We start from the raw sequence: 25520 nt of genomic DNA, 5'->3' as shown, positions 1-25520 counted from the left end.
GCTTGTTGCCTTGAGGCGCCATTGCTTTTATAGCCGCCGGAATTTTACCGTTTTCGTCAAATAGCTTTTCAGGTTCGTAACTGCGTAACCATGCTTCGACAGCTTTCAATTTATCGGGATCTTCCTTGACTCCGGTTAATGGCACCTGGTGGGCACGGAACGTACCTTCGATAGCTTGACCGTCCCATGACTTGGGCCCGGTCCAGCCCTTTAAAGTTCGGAGAATGATCATCGGCCAGGGCGCTTCGCTCGGTTCGCCTTTTCGTGCGGCTTCCTGTATAGCCCGGATACTGACATAGCAGCTATCCAGCGCGGCGGCCATTTGCGGTGCACATCCAAAGGATCTGTTCCTTCGACAAAATAAGCCTGGTAACCCTGGCTGTCAAAAAATTGTTCGAGTTCGTCATCGGCCATTCGTCCCAGCACGGTCGGTCCGGAAATTTTATAACCGTTCAGGTGCAGGATCGGCAATACTGCGCCGTCACGCGCCGGGTTCAGGAAATTGATCGATTTCCAGCTGCCTGCCAGCGGGCCCGTTTCGGCTTCGCCGTCGCCGATGACGCAGGCAGCGATCAGGTCGGGATGATCGAAAACGGCACCAAAAGCATGTACCAGTGCATAACCCAGTTCGCCGCCTTCGTGTATAGAGCCCGGCGTATGCGCGCTGACATGGCTGGGGATACCGCCCGGCGTTGAAAACTGGCGGAAAAGCTGTTTGATGCCTGCTTCATCTTCGGTAACTTTCGGGTATAGCTCAGCATAGGTTCCTTCCAGGTAAGTGTTGGCGACGATCGCAGGCGCGCCGTGGCCCGGCCCGCAAATCAAAAATATATCGGCATCCGTATCCTTGATTAAACGGTTCAAATGCACATAGATCAGGTTTAAACCCGGTGAAGTCCCCCAGTGGCCCAGCAGCCGGGGTTTGATATGCTCGGGGCGCAACGCTTCTTTCATTAAGGGATTATCCAATAAATAGATCTGGCCTGCTGCCAGGTAATTGGCTGCCTGCCAGTAGGCATGCAGTCCTGCAAGGGTTTGCTCATTGATCATGATTCCTGGAGTATAGCTTTAACGTGTTTTGCAATCATTCTTTCCTCATTGGTTTTGATCACCCGTACTTCCACCCGACTTTGTGTGGCGGAAATCACGGTGTCCTTTTCATTGGCCCGCTCATCAATTTCGATGCCCATAAACTCAAGACCGTTACAGATAAGTTGCCGGATGTCCGGCGAATTCTCCGCGATTCCCCCGGTAAAGACCAGGAGATCGATGCCGCCCATCGCTGCGGCAAGCGCAGCGATGAACTTACGGGCACTATAGCAAAAGTGTTCCAGACCCGCTGCGGCCTTTTTGCTGCGGTTCCTGCTTTTCAAAAGCGCTTCCACATCGCTGTTACCGGCAATCGCTTTTAAGCCGGAATTTTTATTCAGCAGCTCTTCCAGGTCCGCAACAGCAAGGTTCTCGTTTTTTAACAGGTATAATAAAACGCCCGGGTCCAGGTCACCGGTACGGTTACCCATAACCAGCCCGCCCGCCGGGCTAAAGCCCATCGTCGTGTCAACTGACTTACCGCCGGCCACGGCCGTCATACTCGCGCCGCTGCCCAGGTGGGCGGTCACTAACTTTTTATCATCCAGCCACGCTATCTCCTGTTGCAGCGTTTCCCAGATATATTCATAGGATAGCCCATGAAAGCCGAAGCGGATCAACCCATGTTCTGCATATTTTTCAGGGATAGGAAAATTACGGGCAACCTCAGGCAGATCACGGTGGAAAAAGGTATCAAAACAGGCGACCTGTCTGGCTTTTGGAAAAGCCTTTTCAAATTGCCGGATAAGTTCGGCTTCAGCGGGTAAATGTTCCGGATCAACAAAGTAGAGCGCTTCCAGGTCAGCCAGTAAAGATGCGGAGATCTGTTCGGGTACACGATGCTGCAGGCCGCCGTGCACGACCCGATGGCCTATGGCGGTGATGGTCAGCGCAGCATCTTTCAGCCATTGAATGATCGCTTCTGCAGCCTGGCGGCTATCCAGCTGATCTTCTTTTTCAAGAATGGATTTGCCGTTCGCATCTTTGATCTCCAGGACAGCTTTTTCAGCGTTCAAACCTTTTGCTTTTGCAGTAAAAAGTTCTTCCAGCGTATCGCTGTCAAAGACCGCGGTCTTCAGACTGGAAGAGCCGCCATTGACCGCTAAGATCACCTGTTTGTTGTTTGCCATATCAAAGCAACAGCTTCGGCGGGTCTTGGTTTGTTATGATTATGTTATCAATTGCAAACGAGGATTATTTGATCGCTTCTTTCAACGGTACGTTGATGCTGTCAGTTTTTTTGCGCCGCCCGGGCCTGCCCCAGATCTGTCCCATATGGCGGATGGGTATTTCATCGCCCAAAAGTTTGCCCCAGGGTTTGAGGTCATCTACGCGGTCAAAAATGATCTTCATGACAGCAACCATCGGCAGCATCAGAAACATGCCGGGAATGCCCCACATCATATTGCCCAGGAAAACAGCGACTAAGGAAATCAGCGCGTTGATCTGGACCTTTACAGATACAAAACGCGGGAAGATGATATTGCTGTCCACGAATTGTATGAGCAGGTAAGAGGCGATCACGGCCAGTTGCGCGGAATAACCGTCTTTGGTGACCGTTGCGATGATGACCGGCAGCAGGATCGATACAAATCCGCCGATATAGGGCAGGATATTGATGACCCCGCCGATGACGCCCAGCAGGATGGCGTACTTTACGCCAATGATAAACAGCGCCAGGGAATTGAGCGCGGAAACAATGATCATTTCGATCAACAGGCCCACGATGTAGCTTTGGATGGCTGACTTGGTTTGCGCCAATACCTCGCCAACACTTTTGGAATGTTCTTCAGAAAATACTTCGTATAAAAAATTCAGGATCAGGTTCTTATACAACAGCAGCATAAATATATAAATGGGAATGATCAGCATCAAACTGAGCGTACCGAAAACCGTTCCGATCACGCTGCCAATAGCCGCCTGGCTGCTGTCCAGGGCGTTTTTAACAAACAAAACCTGTTTCTGGATCGATACGCCGAATTGCTGGCTGATCCAAAGCTCCAGGCTGTCCGTCATCTGCACGAAACGGATCTTTAAAACAGGAAAAGACTGGCTGAACTGCGCGATCTGGCTGCTCATTAAATAACCGATCAGTCCCATGAAAGCGACGCCGCTCAGTACCGTCAGCAGAACAGCCAGCGGCCTTGGCAATTTGTAATCCAGCAAACGGTTGTACAAAGGGTTAAGCAGGACCGCAAATAAAATTGCGAAAGCAAAAGGGATCAGGACACCGTTCAAAATAGTCAGGATGCTCACCAAATAATAAAGGCCGATGAGCACTGCCGGGGCTTTGATGTAAAAGGGATAGTCTTTTGCGGGCATAACAGGTTATGGTTTGGATCTTGTATCCTAACTACATTCAGTCGCGAAAATAGTTTTGAGATGACAGATTCCGCTACTCCAAAACAAATATCAAATCATTCAATCATTTAAATCTTCAGGTTATGGAAACTTTGACAGTAATTAAAAAATGCGAAAATCGTGGGCCGGACGGACAAAAAATTATAACAAGCGTACGCAATGGGATTTATTTTAAATTCACGATGTACCTGTAAGAGTTCGCCATCATAGTAGACTTTAAGCATTTCGGGCGTACATTCGGGTTTGCCGGTGCAAAGGGTTTACAACAAATTCTCGAATAGCCGGTCCGAAGAACTGGTACTGGTTTTTGATAAGATCCTTGCGGAGGTAGCCGACTGGAACAAAGTGGTCATCAGCACCACGCCCAACTGTATCATGTTTTACCGGCGGACCGCATTTTTGATTATCCGGCCGATGAAAAAATGGCTGGACCTGAAAATTTATTCTAAAACAGGGCATAAAGATATCCGCTGCCGGTGTTACCGCAACATTGACCGGTTTGTTTAAAGCTTGACGAATGCATTTGCCACGTCTTGTATGGTGTAACGCGTTGGCCCTTCGATATGAAACAAGCCCGTTTCGCTACGATTTTAGCGTTATAATTTAATAAACACGGAAACGGTCTGTGATTGAAAAAGCCGCTGATGTTCAGCGGCTTTTTCAGGGAATGGCAGCGCAATATTATTTAAACAATGCCGACAATTTTTTATCCAGCTCTTCTCCGCGCAGGTTTATAGCAATAATTTTTCCCTGCGGGTCAATCAGAAAATTCTGCGGGATAGACCGGATGTCATAAAGCTTGGCGACGTCGTTGGTCCAGTATTTAAGATCAGAAACTTGCGTCCATGTCAAACCATCGGCTTTGATCGCCGCGAGCCACGCGGCCCGGGCGTCCGGGCGGTCCAGCGAAACGCCAAGCATTTCAAAACCTTTTGCTTTATATTGGGCGTACGCTTTAACATAATTGGGGTTTTCGGCACGGCAGGGCCCGCACCAGGACGCCCAAAAATCAAGTAGCACATATTTGCCGCGAAAATCGCTTAGCTTAACCGCTTTTCCGCTGGTATCACTTTGGGTAAATAATGGTGCCAGACCTCCGATAGTCGTGGACCGGGCGCTGTTCATCCGTTTTAAAAGGTCCTGTCCCGCTTTTGTGTTACGTACATCAGCGTCCAAAGTATGATACAATGGCTCAACCTGCGTAAGGTCAATTTTTGACCCGGCCCATTCATTCAACGCGATCACACTTGAAAAGGAGCTCGGGTGTGCCTTAATGTAGGCTAACTGGCGGTTTTTGTATATTTCTACTGCCTTTTGATACCTCGGTTTGTAATCAGCCTCAAATGCCGGCGTGTTCTTTTTGGCCATCACCGCTAGTATACCTTCTTTATTCATCTCCATGAGACCGTTCCTTGGGCCGGCCATAAATGTTTGGAAGCGGTTATAATCCTCATTGTTTTTTGTCCCCGTGACTATGGCGTATTTCAACGAATCCTTCACATCGACCCTTATGGTACCCTTTTCCAGGAAGAAATACAGCTCGTCCGGCAAATGGCCGTTTTCAAAACCTGCGGACGCATTATGGCCCCATAACCTGGCCATCACCGGGTAGGAAGGCACCGTACCGGTGAAGGTAAATACGCCATTAACCATCCGCGCCGAATCCAGGTAGGATTTACCATCGATATCATAAAGTAAAAGGGCCTTTTCGGACGCGGGCGCGCTTTCGTCCTTAAGTTTAACTGTATAAGAGACGCTTTGGGCCCATCCCGCAAAGGGCATAATGGCTAAAGCCGCAATAATTAGTTTTTTCATTTAACGTTTATTTATCTGTTTGAATAGCTTCTTTTAATTTTTCTACCAGGTCCTCTCCTCTCAGGTTTTTTGCGATGATGATACCATTTGGGTCCACCAGTAAACTTTGCGGAATTGCGCTGATACCATAGGCTACCGCCACTGCATTCTGCCGGCCCTTCAGGTCGCATACCTCCACCCAGTCAAAATGATTGTCTTTGATGGCGTTCAACCACAGGTCTTTGTTATTATCCAGTGAAACGCCTATCACTTCAAAATTTTTGTTTTTAAATTCATCATAGGCCTTGTGGATAAACGGATATTCCATCCGGCAGGGGCCGCACCAGCTTGCCCAAAAATCAACCAAAACGTATTTGCCCTTTAAAGATGACAGCGAAACCGGTTTACCGTTCGGGTCGGTTTGCGTAAAATCCATAATGGGCTGCCCAATGGCAAATTTTTTAACCATCGCGAGGTTATAAGACATTTTTTTTCCTTCATCCGAGTTTTTAAACTGCGGTGACAGGGCATTAAACATATCCCCGAAAGCTTCCGGGTCTTCAATAACGATCGCATAATTCTTTACCAGGTCAAAGGCTACATACGAGTCCGGATGGCTTTTGACGAAATCAGCATTCAACTTGACGTATTGTTTTTCAAATACCATACGTCTTTGTTTGAACAAGGCAATAGAATCAGGATTTTTCGTGTAAAACAAAGCGAGATTGTTGGGGCCCGATAATTTTTCCAGGGGCTGCAGCCTGTTTTGCAAGTCCATGTATTCCGCTTGAACGGGATTATTGACGACAGCCGAGGCCAGGCTATTGCCGGTTAAGGTTGTCGTGCCTGCAGTCAGATAAAATGACTGGCCGTCCTGCGGAGGAACAACCTGACCGATCACCAGTTTTTGGGGCGGCGGCGGGTTGAATGACCGCAGATACAGATTAACCATATAAGGCCTTGCAATTTTACCTTCCAGGTGAAAGATGCCATTTTTTACAATAGCCGAATCGCTGACCATGACCTCCCTGGAAGGGAAGTAAGTCAGCATCACCTTCATGTCCTGTTTCAGGCCGTTTACCTTACCCGTTATTACATATTTTTGCTGTGCAGCTGCGTGAGCATACCCTGCAATCAGGGCCATGCATGCCACGATTTGTCTGATTTTCATGATGACGTGTTTTGAATAGATTAATGATATCCCGGGTTCTGCACCAGTTTTGGATTTAGTTTAATTTCACTGACCGGAACGGGGTATAAAGCAGCCGCCGGGGTCCAGGTTGGTTTTTCCGCGCCGAGCACCGCATCGGCAGTATGGGTACGCTTCAGATCGAACCAGCGATGCCCCCATTCAGCAAAGAGTTCAACCCGGCGTTCATTCATAATGGCGCTTAAGACCGAAGCCTGGTCAGTAGCCCCCGCGTATACCGGCAGGTTGACCCGCGAAGGGTTGTGGATGGCGTTTAAATCCGTAATGGCGCCCGAGGTATTTCCTTGCTGCGCTCGGGCTTCCGCCCTGATCAGGTATTGCTCGGAGATCCTTAACAAGGTATAATATTCCGTGTTTCCGCCACTTACATTTTTATATTTATAAGGATAGACATAAGTATTACCGCTGTAGGCCAGGGAAGCTGTCCAGGCAGTGAAACGTTTATCGCCGGCCTGGAAAGCGGCAATCTGCTGCGCGGTCAAAACATAAGCAGGTACAGGTGTAACGGGATTGGGAACCACGCTGTAGGCAAACTGTACATAACCACCTGCCTGGTTGTACAGCTGGAGGATAGCTTCATGGCTGGTTGTGCTAAATACGCTACTGAGGTCTGTCGCCGGCACAAACATGGAACTGCTGATCACGGCGCTAGACTCCGCTTCGGCATTGACCCAATCTGATTGATAAAGGTAAACCCTGGCAAGCAAGGCTGTAGCGGCAAAGCGGTTCGCCCGCGTCCTGTCAGTACCGCCGGAAGGGGTGAAATCTGCCGGCAAATAGCTTTGGGCAAGTTTCAGGTCGGCTATGATCTGGGCGTAAACAGCGGCTGCGGGCGCGCGCGCGAGTCCCTGATTGACGCTTAGCTCTGTTGTTGTAACCAGCGGCACATCCCCGTAATAATTGGTTAGGTAGAAATAACAAAAAGCGCGAACAAAAAGCGCCTCGCCCAGGACCTGGTTCTTGAATTTTGCTGACAGCTTACCGCTGCCGGGCACACCGTTAATTATTGCGTTGGCCTGGTAAATAATGCCATAGCTGGCGGCCCAAACCGAATTTCCAGGGTCATTTGTCGGTATGGTATTGTTGAGATATTGGTTATAATTATTACCTATGAAGGTTAATTCATCGGCGCTGAAGCCGGGCAAAACAGCCATATCGAAATTATAGCTACCCGAATAGGACATACTGTTATACATGCCTGCAACAGCCGCCTGCGCAGTTAAAGAGTCTGTAAACACGGTGGACGTCAATAGTTTTGTTCCGGAAGGGTTGGCAACGATCAGTTTTTTACAGCTGCTTAACGGCGCTAAAACCAAAATCCCGGAAAGGAATAATAATACGGAGGTGGTATATTTTGTAAGCTTTTTCATGGAATCAATTTTTAAAATGTGGTTTTTAAACCGGCCAAGATCATCCTGACGGTAGGCAAGCCGTTTGAAAGTGTTTCCGGATCAAGGCCCTGGAATTTGGTGAACGTAAGCAGGTTTTGTGCATGGACATATACCTGCAGGCCGGACAATTTCAGCGGCCCCGTTATTGATGCCGGAAAGTTATAGGCAAGCGACACGTTTTTCAACCGTACAAATGAAGCATCCTCTACAGCGGCATCAGAGCCTATGTAATTGAAGTAAGCGTTGCTGGCGGCATTTCCATAACTGGTGGTAGCTTTAAAGGGCAGATTCAGTATGGCTTTAGGTACGTTGTACCCCATGCCAGGTACAGCGGAGAAGTAGGTATCAGACCTCGGTGCTTTCCTGCTGACCGCCTGGAACAAAATATCCAGCTGGAATCCTTTAAAACTGATCATGTTGTTAAAGCCTCCGTAAAACCGCGGATCTGTATTTCCTGCGATGATCCAGTCACCTTTACCATTCGCGGCAATGCCCTGAACGGGCCCGTTAGCAGGGTTGGCTTGCTGCACTGTTGCCAATCCGTTTTTAAACCCGGTAAAATGATAGACGTAAATCGAATTAAGCGACTTACCAACAACATAATTGTTAACATAAGTAGAGCTTAACAGATCAGGGAATGATAATAGCTTGTTTTGCGGCAGCGTAAAGTTGACAGCAGTCGTCCAGCTAAAATCTTTCTTCTTAATATTATTGGTGGTCAGTTCCATCTCCAGCCCCTTATTCTGCACGACCGCTCCATCAGGTAAGTTGGCATTCAGGCTGACAAAACCGGTTTGTGACGGCAGCGGCGTACTGCCTAAGAGGTGGCTGGTACGGTTGCGGTAAGCAGCGATGGAAAATAAGATTCGGTCCTGGAAAAAACCCAGGTCCATAGCAATATCCAGCTTTTTGGTGAGTTCCCATTGCAGCAAATTGTTACCGAGCGTGGGGTTTATGGTGGGCGACGAACCGTAAAGGCCGCCTGCATAATAGGTGGATTCGTAAGCATAGTCAACGGCGCTGCCATCTTCCCCGCCGGTGCCGTAACTGGCCTTGAATTTACCAAAGCTTAACCAGGGTAAATGTTCTTTCACCAGATTTTCTTTGGTGAAGATCCAGGCGGCTGCCCCGCTGCCGAATGTGCCGAACTGCTTATCTGCCCCGAAGCGGGAAGAGCCGTCTCTCCTGATGTTAGCACTGGCTAAAAACTCATCGTTCCAGGCATATTCTAAACGACCATAGCCGGAATCATAACGGTAATCAGAATAACCGGACGATCCGAACAATATTTTCGCTGAACTTAAGCTGGTAACCAGCTGAGGATTGGTGTAAAAAGTATATATCCAATAGGGCTGGACCGTTTGGGTCTCCTGCCAGGTGCCGCCAATCAATGCGGTGATCCTGGATTTTCCGGAGACATAAGTATAATTAAGCTTAGGCTCGACGATATAAGTTTTAATATAGTTATTGCCAAATATGGCACTTGGGCTGTAGTTGAAGGCCGGGTTGTTCGCATTTGACGGTGTAATGTCGGAACTGTAAACGTTATCCAGGTTGTAACCTGCGTTTACGGAAAGATCCAGTCCGGGAATAATTGTATAACGGATGTTGGCGTTTGCGATCAGGTTATTTGATTTGACATCAAAATTGGCATTGAATCCCGCAAGCGGGTTCGTATAACCGGTACCGAAATATAAACTGCCATCGCTGTTGTAAAGCGGGTAATTGGGCGGCAGACTGTAGTTGTTCGCTGTCAGGCTGAACGCGGGAAGAGAATTATGATCCAGGTTATAACTTACGTTGATACCTGCGCTAAATTTACTGTCATGGCTTTTATGCTGCAGGTTCAAGTGAAACTGCTCGGCATTATTGGCATTAGCGGCATCAAAAATAGTGGACTCGTGCCGCAGGTTAGCGCCAAATAAAAATTGAGTGAACGCGTCGCCTCCTGACACCGAAACGGCTGCGTTTCGCTGATGTGAGGTATTTCCGATAAGCAGGTGACCATAATCTGTATAGGCATTTTGGCTGTAGGTAAATAAATCAGGCGCATTTACGGCAGTTGGGGTCACATTGTCATTTGCAAAGGCCTGGCGCCTCAGGGCAAGGTATTGCGCGGTAGTGGCCATCGGTACCAGGTGCGTAGCTTCGCCAAAACCATCGCTGAGTTCCAGGTTAACTTTGGTGTCGCCCATTTTACCTTTTTTCGTCGTGATCACGATCACGCCGTTGGCGCCCCGCGAACCATATATAGCGGTGGCATCCGCATCTTTCAAAACATCGATACTTTCAATATCTGAAGGATTAATGGTATTCAGCGGGTTAAAACCCTGGATGCCGTGGCCGCCTATGGCGTTTTCCACCGGGCCGCTTGCAAATGGTATCCCGTCAATAATGTAAAGCGGCGGGGATTGGGATAAAGCTGATAAGCTGTTCTGTCCCCGGATGACCACATTTAAAGTAGCACCTGGGTTACCTGCTGTTTGTGTAATAAACAGGCCGGGCACACGGCCTTCCAGACCCAGTATGGGGTCTGAAACCGGCTGCTGCTCGATCTGTGCGCCGGAAACTTTGCTGATCGCGCCGGTACTCAGGCGACGGGTCGTCGAATTATATCCGGTCACCAAAATTTCATCCAGTTTACCGGTGCTCATGCGCATGATAAACAACAATTTCAGTTTCGTGTCCGAAACCTTGATCGATCTGTCCAGCGGCTGATAACCGACATAGGTGATGACAATCTGATAATCGCCCGGCGGCAGGGATGGAAACCTAAATACCCCTCTTGAATCTGTAGAGGTGTGGTAGTTCTGAGGTCCCGCTAAATTTACGGTCGCACCGATCAGCGGCTGTCTTAAACTATCGGTCACCATTCCCGAAATTTCAGTGTTCAATTTTAGTAAACCGGCAATTTGCTGCACGATCGATGGTTCCCTGGCCTTAACAACGATGGTATTATGCTCGACGGCATAGGTAAATGGCTGGTCTTTGAAAAGCAGATCCAAAGCTTCCTGCACGGATACATTGTTAACGCGGACGGTTACCTTACCCGCTTCGCTAAGGGCTTTACTGTTATAAAAAAATTGATAGCCGCTCTGCTCCTGTATTTTATTTAATACGACAGCAATAGGGGCATTTTTTTCTGACAGCGTTATTTGTTGTGAAAATGCCGCAGCCGATACCTGGAGGCTAGCGATGATTATCAGAAATGTCGTTATTTTCATCACCAGGAATAATTTTGACGTAAAACGCCGCTGTTTACCGGGCGTTTTAGCACGTAAGTTTATTTGCATACTTTTGCAGTGTTGGGTTAAATGGTTAAACTTCTTTCAACTCGATTTTTTTACGGTTAGCCCAATCATTCGCCGGGAGTGTTACCAGCACTTCCGGTTCTTTTTTAGGATAACTTTTTTTTTTGGGGGGGGGTATGTAATTATCTTTTCCGGTTTCCTCCTCTCTTTAGTTTAAATCTTAGGATTTATATTCGTTACTTGTCAGCTGACAGTATGGTTAACTGCCGGTCTTTGAGTTCATATCTGATACCGCCTTGTTCTAAAATCTTCAATACCCGCGACAGATCGGCGCTCCGGGTTATCTTACCACTAAAATACTGGTCGCTGACCGGCCCATCGTAAACGACGGTGATGTTATACCATCGTTCAAATTGCCTTAAAATTATTGGAAGCGGCGTATCAATGAACCTGAAATAGCCGTTCTTCCAGGCCACCGCTTCTTCGGTATTTTTCTTAACGATATCAAATGACCGGGCATTGACGCTGGCTTGCTCTCCCGGTGCTAATAATTTTTCTGTTTGATCATGTGTTATTTTCACGGACCCTGCTAATAAAGTGGTTTTAGTCGCGCTTTCGTTCTGGTAGGCATTGATATCGAAGTGGGTACCCAGAACTTCTACGATCTGGCCGGGTGTTTTTACCCTGAATGGCATGGCCTTGTTATGAGCCACTTCAAAATAGCCTTCACCGGACAGCTCAACCGTCCTGTCCCTGCCGGTAAAGTTGGCCGGATATTTCAACGATGATAAAGCGTTCAGCCACACCATCGTGCCATCTGCCAGGGTTAAACGGTATTGGCCTCCGCGTGGCGTAACGATCGTATTATAGGCTGGCGTATCTTTGCCTGCGCCGGCCCCATTGTAAGCGATTGCGCCGGCGGCGACTTTACTGATAGTCATATTTCCCTGCCTGGCAATGTTTCCGCTACCCGCAGCGGACAAAATGATTTGCCTGCCATTTGCCAAGATCAGTATTGCCTTGTTTTTGCCCGGGCCGATGTTTACAGCCGCGGCTTCAGAATTTGTAACGGAAGTGCTTTTATGGTAAATAAAATAGCCTCCGGCAGAGAACAACACTAAGATAGATGCAGCCGCAACGATTTTGGGCCACAAGCGGATGATCTTAACCGGCTTTATCCGCTGCTCCAACCGGTGTAAAAGCTCTTCACTTTTTGCCTTACGGAATACAGGATTTGCGGGCGTAAAATTATTCCATGAGTATTGAAACAATGCTTTAACTTGTTCTTCATTTTCTTCGGCTCCCATAAGTTCCAGCAGCTCTTCCTTTTCAGCCGCACTTAACTTTTTTGCGACCGAACGGTCAAATAAATCTTTTAATCTAGCATTTGCCATTTTTTTTCTTTTTAAACACGCTGGTTTATACTAAAGACACAAAAATTTAAAAAACGGGATATGGATTTTACAATTATTTAACAAAAATCACAAATCACAGGATATTGAGCTGGCAGATTAGGATAAAATGAAGTCTATTTTAAATAAATGGCGATATAAGCGAGTATAATACCCGCTTCAATATGAGATTTTACGTATCCGGATACGGATTTCACAGCCCATTGATAATATTTCCTTACAGATTCAGAAGAAATATCGAGCTCCATGGCAATATCCCCGTTTTTTTTACCTTCTCTTTTTAAGATAAAGACTTTCTGCTGCTGAGGGGGTAATTGCGCGACGGCTTTTTCCACTATTTCGGTATAGTCCTTTTCATGATCTGCAGTACCAATTGCAGCATACAGATCTTCGTTGGCTAAGTGCCGGAGGTAACTGTCTTGTTTTTTCCGGTTATTGACAGTTTTACGGATAGCGTTAAGGGTATGATTGCGTGTAAGTATAAACAGGTAGGAAGAGAAATTTTCAATACGGATCAGCTCAATCCTGTTCATCCAGATTTTTACAAATATATCCAATATCACCTCTTCAGCCATTTCAGCCGGCACTGAAAAGGTCATGATATACTCCCCTAAGGGGTTGTGGTAGCCTTCGAAAAGTACCGCAAAAGCCTTTTGGTCGCCTTTGGCGATCTTCATCAGCAAATCCTTTTCGTTGTCAAGACTTTTCAGGGGCATCTTTTACACTTTCAACAGGCAATATAACAAAAATGCCGCGAAATGTTAAATTCTGAACGATGTAGCGTTCAACAGCAATAAAAAAGCCTTTCGCTCCATCGAAAGGCTTTTAACTATTTTAACTTAACTGATCTCATTTATCGTAATGAGGAACGATAAAGAACAGGGAGGATCTTAAAACAGGCCGTCTTTGTCATTCTTATCACGGAGCATTTTTAAGATCACCGCGATCAAAAAGATGATGAGTAACCATAAACCAATTACAGTTATCCGGCTAAGTGTCTCCATCTTAAAACGACATTTTTTTAACAGACCATTTATTGTTGTTTATTGGCTTCAGGCATCAGCACCAGCCTGATATAGTTTTTTCCGTCCAAATATTTACCCGCCATTGCCTTCACATTTGCCGGTGTGATCTTATCGGTACTTTCGGTATAGTGATCTACCTGATCTAAGGGCTCTTTGTTTTGCAGTTGCCCGCTGATATAGCCCAGCCAGAAACCGTTGGTTTTTAGCTGCACTTCCATACCACGCCGGTTCTCTACCTTAAACTTGTCCAGGTTTACCGGCAAGGGGCCGTCGGTTCTGATCTTGTTGATCTCATCCAGTGCCGATGCGATGAGTTTCTCTACGTTCTGAGGCGCACAACCGAACGATACGTTCAGGCTGAACCTGGCTTCGGGATATTTTGCTGTGCCGGCACGAACGGACGGCGAGTATACCCCGCTCTCGTCTTCACGCAATCGCTCTATCAGCCTGATCTGGAGCGTTTCCTTCAAGGCATCCATCTTCAAGTCATTATCAAAGCTGTAGTCAAACGGTCCTGAAAAAACCAGGTTAACGGTGGCTTTAGGTTCGGTACCCTTATAAACCGTTTTTGTTATTTTCCCTGCCGGGATATTGATATGCAGGTCTTTTGCCTGTTCGTTTTTATGCAGGGTGGGTAAGCTTGCTATATATTTCTCCAGCAATGGCCTGATAGCCGCTGAATCTATACTGCCGGTAAACACGAAGGTAAAGCCCGACTCATCTGCAAAGCGTTCTTTGTAGACAGCATACGCTTTTTCTAAATTGACCTGGTTTATTTTTTCGATGGATGGGCCTGTTCTACGCACATTGTAGTTGCTTAAAACAGCTGCAACAGTATCCGAGTAAACGTTTGCCGGGTTATCCCAGCGATTAGCCAATCCCGCCTTTGAGCGCGAGATCATCCCTTCAAACAATACGCTGTCTTTCCTTGGCTCGGTAATATAGGCGTACAGCATTTGCAGGGCCGGCTCCAGGTCGGCTACCGTGCTTGAGCCGCCTGCGCTTTGCGATCTTTCACCGATAGAGGTGTGTACATTGAATTTCTTGCCTGACAGGTATTTGGACAATACCGTATTGTTGTAATTACCTGCGCCAAACGACGGAACGATATTAGCCGCGCTTGCCGACTGGTAATCGGCATCGCTGTACAGCGAGGTGCCCCCGGCAGACCAGCCGCTGAACAGAATCTCGTCGTTTTTGAAATCCGTAGGCTTTAACAACACTTTTATGCCGTTGCTTAGTGTAAGTGTGGTGATGTGCTGTTTCGGGTCACGCTGTTCTTTTACGATCTTCCCTGCAACCGGCTGCGTTTTCAGCAGGCTTTCTTTGCTGGTTTCGTCATGGTAAGCCGTCATGCTTTCATCATCCACCGCTTTTATCCAACTGTTAAATACATCGGCGTTTGGTAAACTTGCTTTATCTTTTTCAGGTGCCATGATCAGTACGTCCCGGTCTGTCGCTTTTAAGTTTGTTTTGGCATAGGCATTTACTTCCTCCAGGTTAATACCCGACAGGTCTGTTTTTACCAGGTTATATTCATAGGCTATACCCGGCGAGGCATTGTCATGCAAAAAGTATTGCAGGTACTCTTTTACGTAGCTGTCTGACGGTGTTTTATCTTTTTCTTTTAAGGCTATTTCATACTGGTTCAGATAGGCTACTTTGGCGCGTTCCAGTTCGGTAGTGGTAAATCCAAAACGCATGGCCTGATCATTAACCCGCCAGGCGGCTTTAAAGCCTTTTTCCAGTTCGCCGGGTTTGGCAGTAACCGATACCGCGTAGTTATCCAGGCCACCCAAGAATTCGCCTGTGCCTGCCCCGCCGCTTAAAAACGGCGGATCGGCCTGCCGCTGCAGATCGGCAAAACGGTCTGAAAGCATCATATTGAACAATTCACGGATGATGCCTGTCCTGTAGTCTTCAGTCGTATGCAGCTTAAGTTCCGGCTGCTTCATGATCACCTGCGCCGCGGTAGCGGTCATCTCCGGGTCGGTTACCGCGATAAACTGGTTTTTTCCTGTTAATGGCACGCTGTATGTTGACCTTGGCTTTTCATTCGCGGGATTTTTCAAATCGCCGAATTTAGCTTTGATATCTTTTTCCATCGCGTCAACATTAATGTCCCCCACCACGATCAGCGCCTGCAGGTCAGGGCGGTACCAGTCATGGTAAAACTGTTTAATGGTTTCGGGCTTGAAGTTATTCAGTACTTCATCTGTGCCTATAGGCATCCGCTCCGCGTAGATAGAGTTGTTGAGCAATGTCGGGAAATATTGTCGCCTCATACGCTCGCCGGCACCTTTACCCAATCGTTTTTCTTCCAGTACTACGCCGCGTTCTTTATTGATCTCAACCGGGTCAAGCGTGGCTTCCTGCGCCCAGTCCCGCATGATCTGCAGGCCGTGCTGTACGATTTCGGGCTGGTCTGACGGGATAGGTAGTTGGTACACCGTTTCATCAAAACTGGTATAGGCATTCAGATCGGCCCCGAAACGCACGCCTGTTTTTTGCAGGTAGTTCACCAACTCGTTCTTCGGGTAATGCGTAGTGCCGTTAAAGCTCATGTGTTCCATAAAGTGCGCCAGGCCTCGTTGGTCCTCCGATTCAAGCACAGAGCCTACTTTATTGGCCAGGTAAAACGTTACCCTGTTCTTTGGCTCTTCGTTATGGCGGATGTAATACGTGAAGCCATTGGCCAGTTTGCCGGTTCGCACTGCCGCGTCAAAAGGTAAGGTTTGAGCTAAGAGGATCGATGGTGTTATTGCGAGTACCGCGAGTAGTTTTATTTTTAAGGTCATATTTTTAATGGTATTCTTTGAAGCAAGCCAAATTCAGCATTAGGATAATTAATTACAAGTACACTTAATTTTATCCGTAAATTTTACAGATTATCTATGTTTTTTTATTACTTTTTCCAGTTATTTCAGATAAAAATTGATACGCTTCGTTCTTTTTTCATACGGTTAATCCAAAATGGCTGCGAGTTTTTTCATTAGATCATCGCCGCGGAGATTTTTCCCGATGATCTTTCCGCTGGGGTCAATCAGGTAATTTTGCGGAATCGCCTTGATCCCATAAAGTTTAGCAACATCATTGTCCCAGAATTTTAGATCAGATATCTGTGTCCACTCCAACCCATCGGTTTTAATTGCCGATAGCCATTGTTCTTTATTACCTGGCCTGTCTAAAGAAACACCCAATACAGTAAAGTTTTTGTCTTTATATTTTTTATAGGACGTAACAACGTTAGGGTTCTCGCCCCGGCAGGGGCCGCACCATGATGCCCAAAAATCAAGCAATACATATTTGCCCTTAAAATCAGCAAGTGAAACAGGTTTGTCATTCACATCATTTTGGGTAAATAAGGGTGCCATAGCTCCAACTGATGTAGCACGTGCCGCGTCAATCGATTTTTCAAAAGCTTTTCCTGATGATGTACCGCGCACATCGGCAGACAGATTTTTATACAGGGGTTCAATCGCTGCAACATCGATATCCTGTCCGCCCGCCTCCGTTAATGCCATGAGGCTGATGTAAGAGCTCGGGTTTTGTTTTGCAAATTGCAGTAACACGCTCTTTTTATCTTCCTGCGCTTTAGTGAAACGTGCCTGCAGGCCGTTTACATAATCCGGGTTGTTTTTTTGATCAGCCGTGGCGGCATTATAATCTATGTTCACCTGCACCATCGCTTTATCCGGTGCAGCGGTAAAAGCCGCCAGCTTTACATATTCTTCGTTTAATTTAGAACCCGTAAAAACAGCGTTTTTTACAGAATCATTTGTAGTGAGGTCAATGTGCCCTTTCTCAAGAAACATCATCTTTACGTCCGCATTGCGCCCCAGTTTTGACAGGCCTGCTCCCTGATGGTCAAGTACCAGCTGCGCCATAGCCGGCTCTGCGATCACCCCTTTAAATAGAAAAGCATTGTCAACTGCTTTAGCCGAATCTTTGACTATTTTACCGTCCGTCAGGTAGTTTAAATATGCTTTGGCTGCTGGTTCTGCCGAACCTACTTTTATTTTTACCACAAAACTGTTATCCTGAGCCCAAACTAAAGCGGGAAAAACCGCAAAAGCCAATGTTATTATTTTTTTCATTTTGATTTGATTGATTATTACACTATTATTTAATTCCCTCTGATAATATCAAGGATCCCTTCATTTTCTATGATCATCATACCATGCCGGTCTGTGGTAATTCCCTCTGTAAGCCTGTAAGTATACTGTGGTACAAGACCATCCATTACTGTCGGTAAATAAGTGAACCTGAAATTACTGCATCTTTCCCTAAGCGTTTCCCCTACTTCAATAATGTGCGTGGAGATCACAAAAAAGCAATTACGGTTTTCAGAAAAAGCCTCCGTTATAGCAAGCGTCGCGTCATAGGCGTCTTTGACATTGGTACCTTTAAAGAGCTCATCAAATATGACCACCAGGTCTTTCTCCGCCGCTACTTCTTCGGCAACCTTTTTTACGCGCAGAACCTCGGCATAAAAGTGACTGTAGCCCAGGTCTAAATTATCCGGAACGTTGATAGACGAATAAAGTCCGTCTTTTACAGAAAACTCCATAAACGTCGCGGCCACCGGGAAACCCATATGGGCGAGGTAAATACTGATCCCGAATGATTTCATTAAAGTTGATTTACCTGCCATATTCGCCCCGGTTAAAAAAACAACATTAGCTTCACGGTCAAAAGCAATTGAGTTCCCGACGGCATGATCAATAGCCGGATGAAATACACCCTTAACAGTAAGTACATTTTTATCTTTCGGCAGGGCAAGAGCAAAACTTAATCCTTTTGCGCAGGCAACTGCGGCAACAGCTATATATACATCTAATTGAAAGATCAGCCCGGTAAGCTGTTTCATTTCCGCGTGCAGCCCGGTGCGTAAGAGATGGTCATACCTGATCAGTTTGAACAGCGGCAGAACCTTCACTCCCTGCTCCTGCTTTAACCATTTTAGTTTTGGATTGTTGTAAATGTGCCCTATCTGTGCTATTTGACTGCTATAAGGCGATCCCTTATCATCAAAGCGCCCCATAAAGTCGTGAAAGCGATTGAGCACGTCAATGGTTTTACATATATCCTTATTCAGATGTTCATATTGCGTATCCTGGGCGGCGGCCTGCATTACTTTTTTGGATAAAATACCCAGGCCGACTGTTACTTTATTGCTGCCACTACCCAGGCCCAGGTAGTTTTCCATTACACTAAATTCACTTTCAGTAAAAGGAAACTGAAACGCTTTACCGGTAAAATACTTAAATATACCGCTGCGCTGATTGATCTCGTCTGCATTCGTGAGCGGTGACTGGAACATCGTATCCATCAGCTTTCTGCCGCCTGCCGTCACTACTTTATCAAAAATCCTGGCAATTGAATTGTTTTTATGCCTGCCGGGAATATTTAGATCTTCCAATGTCTGTTTATCTGCAAAAAAGGTTTTGTTCATGTCGTTTTGTTTTTTCTGCTGCTGAGAATTTCCAGGATCCCTTCGTTGTTTATAATGATCATTCCATGCCTGTCGGCTGTGATGCCCTGTTCAAGCCGGTAAGTGTAAACAGGTTTGTTGTCATCCATTCGGGTGGGCAGGTATACAAAATTGATATTGCTGCAGCGTTGCTTAAGTACGTCTCCGGCTTCAATAATATGCGTTGATACCACGAACATGCAATTTCGTTTAGCCGCGAACGCCTGGGTGATGGCAATAGTCCCTTCATAGGCATCTTTTACATTTGTCCCCCTGAACAACTCATCAAAAATGACAAACAGGTTCTTTGCTACTCCCAGTTCTTTTGCTATCTTTTTCACCCTCAGTACCTCAGCATAAAAATGACTGTTGCCCGAGTTCAGATCATCCGGAAGGTTGATGGTCGTATAAATACCATCCCTTACCGAAAACTCCATCTCTTGGGCGGCTACCGGGAAACCCATATGTGCCAAATAAAGCGCAATACCTAATGATTTCATAAATGTTGATTTACCCGCCATATTGGCACCGGTTAAAAAAACAATATTGCTATCAGGCGTAATATTAAGGCTGTTGGCTGTTGCATTTTTAACCAGCGGATGATAAACTCCGGTTAACTTTACAACGTTCACATCTTTGGGTAATGCTTTTGGAAAAACATAACCGCGTTTTAAGGCGACCTCTGCAACGGACAGGAATACATCGAGCTGATAGATGAATGTAAGCAGTTGTTTAAGCGTGGCCCGGTGTTCAAACCGCAATAATTTATCAAGCTGAGCTATTTTTTGATACGATAATTTATCAACCTGTTTTTCGGCCAATATCACACTCAAACCGTCTTTTGACAGCCAGGTTTCTATTTCTTCTATGTTGAGGGCATATGGTGTGGAAGCGGCTGACGATTTTATTTTTACCACAAAGATTTGCATGGTTTGCCAGATCTCCGCAATTGCCGCTATGCCGTTAAAAATGACCTGATAATCGCCATCAGCTGCGATCAGCTGGCTAAATTTCCGCGCAAGGCTCTTATCGGATTCAGAGAGCATCGTGCGTTTATCGGTCATGCCCAGGTAGTTTTCGGCGCTATCCAGGTTTTCAGTCCGGAACGGAAATTTCACATTGATGGATTTGAAATACTGAAACGTTTTACAACGGTTGTTGATAGCCGAAACCTCTGCCAGCGGATAAAGGAACATTTGTTCAAGAATATCTGCACCGCCACGGGTATAGGTATTATTATATAACGCATAAACAGAGTCTGTGCCGGGTTTACCCAGGATGTTCAAATCGTCAAGCGTCTGTTTATCGGTAATAAAATTCATAGCTATTTTTATAAGGTGTACAGCAATTTGGAGACGGCCAACCAATTATAGCCATCTCCATATTTTTCTTGCTGCATTCACTAACAAACAAAATTATTTTCTTCTTCTTTTAAATAACGTTATAGCCCCCCAGATGGCTATTAATGCCGGGATAATGCCTTTAAGCAACCACATCAGCGCAGTGATTTGTTTTCGCGATATTTTCAGGTCCATATCTCTTGCAGGCGGCCGGGTAACGTCAACCGGAAAATTATCGTTACTAAACCATCTTAATAGTCCCTGCAGGTAATATTCGTTAAACTGGCTGCGGGAACGAGATAATTCGCCATTACTGATAAAATCAGCATCACCGGATACAACAATGTGCTGTTTTTTGCCATTAATTGTCCTGCTAAGCGCTACCGATATCGGGAATGCACCTTTTTGATCACCTTCTGCTGCATTAAAACTCAAGTCAGCTGTGGTCAGGTCTATCGAACCTAATTTTGTTGATCCCGCCGAATGGACCTTAGGGATATAAACACCTTCATCGCCAACCGAAACGCCCGCGGTCGCGACAGCTACAGGGGCGGCAGTGGCTACCACAGCTCCTGCTGAACTCGCACCCGCACTAACTACTGTTGCGGTAGTGATTGGTTTTACAGGTTTTATTGGCTTGACTGGTTTTACCGGGGCTTTCTTAATAACCGGTTTCTGCGCTTCTTCTTGCGTATTTCCTGAAAAAACTTTATTCCAGCCGTTTACCGGGCTCATTAATAATGGTTCGACCTTAAAACTACCGGGAATAGATTCTATAGCGGCGGCACCTTGCATGGTTACCATGATATTCGCTTTTTTCATCCGTGCCAGGTTGGAATCAACACCCAGCGCTTTATCAGAAATTTGCGCGTTTACAAAACCCGGCGTCGTATTTTTATCCTGCCTGATCAGGATGCCTTGCTTCAACTGCACTTGTATTTGCTGCAGTAAGGGGTTCAGTATCTGCTGTCTCCCCGGTTCGCCGGTTATCATCATATCGCCGCCTTTGCTGATGTAAGCCATTAGTCGCTGTTGTGCAACAGGGCTAAGCGGGACGGTTGGGTCAGCTAATACAACAATATCCGTACCGCCCGGGATGTCTTTCTGATTGATATCAAGTGTATCCACGTCAAAACCCTGGTTAACAAACGCTTTCCGCCTGGTTTTGAGGGCGCTGATCTGTTGGTAATCCCTGTCTGCCTTGCTGTCAATTCCTCTTTCATTATTTCCGGTCAGGAAAATAATTTTAGGTGCTTTGATCAGCAAACGTTTTAAAGCAGCATCAACTTCGGCTTCGCTGGCATAGGGGTTATTTTCGCCCATGTAAAAGCGCAGGAATGTGCTTTTACCATTATATTCAAGCTTTCTTATCAATAAATATCCTTCAGGCTCAAGATCAATTTTTTTGGCTACTTCTGCTGGTTTTATAAACAGGTCTTTATCAATACCGCTTGCAGTAGCCATTTTGTCGGCAAGGACATCTACATCATTTATTCCTTTGGTATTGGGGTTGTACCTGTAGTCACGGTAATTGGTATCAACCGGTTTCTGGTAATAATATACGTAATCTACGTCCATGCCGGGAATAAACCTTTTAAAATTTTCCAGCTTTCCCAGGTCCGCGTTGCGCGATTCGGGTAATACATACCAAATGCTCGGGGCCAGCATGTTTATATAGGTGGTAACCTTTAACGGCCCTTTAATTTTTGCCGCTATATCCTGGCTTTTATTTGTAATTGTAAGGGATTTAAGATCGGTAGTATCCCAATAGCCGGTAAACACAGGCCTTGAAGTGAGGTAACCCAGCCCCAAAGCCGAACAAACCAAAAGCAAGTAACGCCCCGCCTTAACTGTCCAGGGCTTTAATTCCCGCTCACTTTTCAGACGGAGTACGCACAATGACAGGAACGAGGCAATAATGATCAGGTAATAAAAGAGATCTTTGGTCGTGATCATGCCGGCTATCATTTTTTCGGTTCTGCCGTTAATGGAAAGGAAATAAGTAAGGTCCCTTACAAAATCAATACTTTGCCCGATCGTACCCACGTAACGTAATACAGCAAATACGGCCAGCGTACTAATGGCGGCAACGACCTGGTAAGTCGTCAGGCATGACATAAACAAGCCGATGGCCGCGTAAGTACAGATCAGTAAATAAAGTGCAAGCAAACCCGAAAAGATCATACCAAGATCTACATCTTTGATAAAAACCGCGCCTATAAACCCAAAGATGATCAGCACGCCGATCAGCGCCAGCCCATAACCGATTATGGCCAGGTATTTACCTAAAATGATCTGCCTGAGTTTTACCGGCGATGAAAGCAACAGTTTGATAGAACCGCTACTGGTCTCACGGCTCATCAGCCCCATGGTCAGTATCGGCAGGTAAAGATAAATATAGCCCTGCATTACCGTGAATAAACCGCTGTAACCGCCGAAAAGGGTACCGGTGATCGGCATGGTTTGGTAACCGAGTGATAAAGTTGTACGGGTATTTTGTAAATTCTCTAAAAAGCTGATACCACATTGTACCATGAAGATAGCCAGTACCAGCCAGGCCACAGGAGAATAAAATAGAATACTTAGTTCTAACCTGGCAATTTTTAAAATCTTTCTCATCTGTTTTTTATTTTGATGTTTTGTTGGATAATTGTGCAAATACCTCATCCAGCGAGCTTTTCTCCAGCATGATCTCTTTTAGTTCCCATCCCTGTTTTACGCTCATGGCTATTATTTTTTTAGAGATATCCGGTGATGCCTTGAAGCGTAGCCTGATACTGCGGTCATTAAGGGGCTCGACACCGGTGATACCCGGGATTGCGCTTAATACTTCGGTTGACGGCGGGTTGTCCATAAATACCAGCATGGTATCAGGCATAATGTAGTTATTGAAAGCGTCCATGGTATCGGCAAATACCATACGGCCGCTCTCAATCATTTTAATTTCTTTACAAATGGCCTGCACCTCGGAAAGGATATGCGTGGAGAATATGACCGCGTGTTCTTCGGCTATTTCGCGGATCAGCTTACGTACTTCTAAAATCTGGTTTGGATCCAGTCCGTTAGTGGGTTCATCCAGTACAACCAGTTTGGGCTTGTGAATAATTGCCTGGGCAATACCCACCCGCTGGCGGTATCCCCCGGACAGGTTGCGCAATAGCCGGCCGGCAAAATGAGCTACTCCGCATTTCTCCATCACTTCGGCAACGGCCTGTTTGATCTTATCTTTGGGCACGTTGCGGATCTCGGCACAATAAACCAGGTACTCTTCTACCGTCAATTCAAGATGCAGCGGCGCATTCTGGGGCAAAAACCCCAATAGTTTTTTCGCTTCTTCAGGCTCCTGCCTGATGTCTATTCCGTCGATATACACATTCCCTTCGGTTTGATTCAATACGCCGCAAAGGATATTCATGGTGGTTGATTTGCCGGCGCCGTTCGAGCCCAAAAGGCCCAGGATACCAACCTTATCAATTTCAAAATTAATGTCGCGGATGGCCCAGTCCCGGCTATACCGGTGCGACAGGTTTTCAATTTTTACAATGCTTTGTTTCACTATTTCTAAGTTTTAAGTACGTGGCTTTCCTATCCGGGATGGTTTTTTGACCATCCCGTCAGGTTAATTTGCAAAAGATCAGGGTGTTTATGGGTTATTTACCATACCGGGGTTTTGATTAATATAAGCCGGCGGCAGGCGTAAAGTGAGTCTTTCCGGTTTTAAAGTATAAATGGTGCTGTTTGTGGCATCCTGGTATAACAGGTGTTGTGCAGCGGGCAGCCCGGAGTAAATAGGGTCAGTTGACAGTCGGCGCATGTCAAACCAATGATGCCCCTCAACCGCAAACTCCCGGACACGTTCCTCTATGATAAATTTAACTAATGAGGTCGCATCTGCCTGGGCACTAGCCGGCACGGCGGCTTCAGCGGGCGGTATTCTGTTGTTGCGTAATGTGGTAACATCAGCAATCGCGCTGGCCAGCTCACCTGTGCGGGCTTCCGCCTCTGCTTTAAGTAATAACAGGTCAGGCAGTTCAACCCCTATGCGGATATATTTAAGGTTATTTCTTCTTAAGCGGCCGCCAGGAATAACGGTGCTGCGATCTGATTCCAGGTTGGTATAGAACATTTTTCGCCAATCATTCGCCGAGAACAGGTTGATGGTTTTTGCCGGTATGGTCAGGAAATCAGTAGGAAACTGGTTACCCCCGTATGGCCCGGCGTAAGTAAATACAGACCATAATGATTCCGTAACATCGGTCGAATTGGTAAAGGGCGAGTTTGGCCCGTTCGTGGCATCGACCGGTAAAAAAGAACCGCCCGGGGCAAGCGTCTGATTATAATTATACAAGGCCGGAGGTGTTTTCATCGCTGCCATATCAGTAAATGCCTTATTGAACTGGACAAGCGCATCGCTGTATTTACCCATAAAGAGGTAGACCTTACCAAGCATGGCTTCTGCAGCCGCCCTTGAGACCCGTGTTTGAAAAACAGATTGCACCGGCAAATTTGGGATCGCGCCGGTAAGATCACTGATTATAAAATCATATGATTGCTGCACGGTACCCCTGCTGAATGTTTTCACGGTAATATCCGCCGTTTTGATTACCGGGAAGCCGGGATCTGTAGCAGCTGTAGCAGCATTGTACGGCCTGGTAAAATAATTAACTAACTGTATATTGGTAAAGGCACGTTCTGCCTGGGCTTCTGATTGTAACTGCAATTTTTGCTGATCAGTACCGCCCTGGGCATTTTTCACCTCGTTAATAATTTTGTTGAGCGTGTACATATTGGATAAAAAGGTCGACAGAAAAGCAGGTTTACTGGGACTGCTGTAATCATTCGGCGGGTCATTTAACGGGAACACATCGTCTTCCCATTGAAACAAAGAACGGGCTGCCGGGTAAGCTGAATTCGGAAGATTATACGCGTATGCTTCGGCAGACACTTCATCACCCATCAGTGCAGCGGCCTGCCACATGCCTATGCCCCCGCCGCCAAGCATATAAAAGTTCGAACCATTCATCAGCTTATTATAATCGTCATAGGTGACCGCTACTATTTCCTGCTTGGGAATGACCTCTAAAAAGCTTTTTTTGCAGGAAGTAAGTGTCATTGCGCACAGCATAAAAATTACCGCTGTTATGTTTTTATATCTTTTCATTTTCTTTTTTTTG

At 46.3% G+C, this 25520-nt stretch carries 16 protein-coding genes and 1 pseudogene; 1 reads left to right on the top strand and 16 read right to left on the bottom strand.

The genetic code is table 11. The annotated features are described in order from the left end of the window. Window positions 1–25: 25 nt before the first annotated feature. The 3 genes and pseudogenes from FO440_RS25165 to FO440_RS23285 all read right to left on the bottom strand — a co-directional run. Window positions 26–1050: pseudogene (locus FO440_RS25165) on the bottom strand (phosphoketolase family protein); the annotation flags it as partial. Continuing rightward, window positions 1047–2219 (bottom strand): acetate/propionate family kinase, encoded by a 1173-nt coding sequence (locus FO440_RS23290; RefSeq protein WP_144250720.1) that lies wholly within the window; start codon window positions 2217–2219, stop codon window positions 1047–1049. The gene FO440_RS23290 and the pseudogene FO440_RS25165, both read right to left, overlap by 4 nt. Window positions 2220–2283: 64 nt before the next feature. Beyond that, window positions 2284–3411 (bottom strand): AI-2E family transporter, encoded by a 1128-nt coding sequence (locus FO440_RS23285; protein WP_144250719.1) that lies wholly within the window; start codon window positions 3409–3411, stop codon window positions 2284–2286. A gap of 288 nt (window positions 3412–3699) precedes the next feature. Between FO440_RS23285 and FO440_RS23280 the strand changes: the two genes are divergently transcribed. Next, window positions 3700–3957 carry a DUF5655 domain-containing protein gene (locus FO440_RS23280; RefSeq protein WP_144250718.1) on the top strand — a complete coding sequence of 86 codons (258 nt, stop codon included), beginning with the start codon at window positions 3700–3702 and terminating at the stop codon, window positions 3955–3957. Window positions 3958–4131: 174 nt separating this feature from the next. Here the strand turns inward: FO440_RS23280 and FO440_RS23275 are convergent, their stop codons facing one another. From FO440_RS23275 to FO440_RS23215, 13 genes are all read right to left on the bottom strand, one after another. Further along, entirely contained in the window at window positions 4132–5265 is a 1134-nt protein-coding gene (locus FO440_RS23275; RefSeq protein ID WP_144250717.1) for a TlpA disulfide reductase family protein, read from the bottom strand. 7 nt (window positions 5266–5272) lie between these two features. Further along, entirely contained in the window at window positions 5273–6415 is a 1143-nt protein-coding gene (locus FO440_RS23270; protein ID WP_144250716.1) for a TlpA disulfide reductase family protein, read from the bottom strand. A gap of 20 nt (window positions 6416–6435) precedes the next feature. Then, a complete protein-coding gene (locus tag FO440_RS23265; RefSeq protein WP_144250715.1) occupies window positions 6436–7824 on the bottom strand; it encodes a RagB/SusD family nutrient uptake outer membrane protein in 1389 nt (462 codons plus the stop codon). 11 nt (window positions 7825–7835) lie between these two features. Beyond that, window positions 7836–11138, bottom strand: a complete 3303-nt coding sequence (locus FO440_RS23260) for a SusC/RagA family TonB-linked outer membrane protein (RefSeq protein ID WP_144250714.1) — start codon at window positions 11136–11138, stop codon at window positions 7836–7838. A gap of 194 nt (window positions 11139–11332) precedes the next feature. Continuing rightward, window positions 11333–12490, bottom strand: a complete 1158-nt coding sequence (locus tag FO440_RS23255; protein ID WP_144250713.1) for a FecR family protein — start codon at window positions 12488–12490, stop codon at window positions 11333–11335. A gap of 134 nt (window positions 12491–12624) precedes the next feature. Continuing rightward, window positions 12625–13224, bottom strand: coding sequence for a sigma-70 family RNA polymerase sigma factor (locus FO440_RS23250; RefSeq protein WP_144250712.1), 600 nt, complete (start codon window positions 13222–13224; stop codon window positions 12625–12627). Between the two features lie 317 nt (window positions 13225–13541). Beyond that, window positions 13542–16331, bottom strand: a complete 2790-nt coding sequence (locus tag FO440_RS23245; protein WP_144250711.1) for a M16 family metallopeptidase — start codon at window positions 16329–16331, stop codon at window positions 13542–13544. Between the two features lie 165 nt (window positions 16332–16496). Beyond that, on the bottom strand, window positions 16497–17630 hold the full coding sequence (locus FO440_RS23240) for a TlpA disulfide reductase family protein (protein WP_144250710.1): 1134 nt from the start codon (window positions 17628–17630) through the stop codon (window positions 16497–16499). Window positions 17631–17659: 29 nt separating this feature from the next. Further along, complete coding sequence (locus FO440_RS23235; protein ID WP_144250709.1) at window positions 17660–18988, bottom strand: MutS-related protein; 1329 nt, start codon at window positions 18986–18988, stop codon at window positions 17660–17662. Further along, window positions 18985–20328 (bottom strand): MutS-related protein, encoded by a 1344-nt coding sequence (locus FO440_RS23230; protein WP_144250708.1) that lies wholly within the window; start codon window positions 20326–20328, stop codon window positions 18985–18987. The genes FO440_RS23235 and FO440_RS23230 overlap by 4 nt, the downstream gene beginning before the upstream one ends. A gap of 93 nt (window positions 20329–20421) precedes the next feature. After that, window positions 20422–22965, bottom strand: a complete 2544-nt coding sequence (locus FO440_RS23225) for a Gldg family protein (protein ID WP_186292774.1) — start codon at window positions 22963–22965, stop codon at window positions 20422–20424. A 7-nt stretch (window positions 22966–22972) separates the two neighbouring features. Further along, entirely contained in the window at window positions 22973–23902 is a 930-nt protein-coding gene (locus FO440_RS23220) for an ABC transporter ATP-binding protein (RefSeq protein WP_144250706.1), read from the bottom strand. Between the two features lie 87 nt (window positions 23903–23989). Further along, window positions 23990–25507: a RagB/SusD family nutrient uptake outer membrane protein gene (locus FO440_RS23215; RefSeq protein WP_144250705.1), complete on the bottom strand. Its 1518-nt coding sequence runs from the start codon at window positions 25505–25507 to the stop codon at window positions 23990–23992. Window positions 25508–25520: the final 13 nt, after the last annotated feature.

Source organism: Mucilaginibacter corticis (assembly GCF_007558865.1).
Classification (GTDB): Bacteria; Bacteroidota; Bacteroidia; order Sphingobacteriales; family Sphingobacteriaceae; genus Mucilaginibacter; species Mucilaginibacter corticis.
This window is presented reverse-complemented; position numbering and strand designations above follow the sequence as displayed.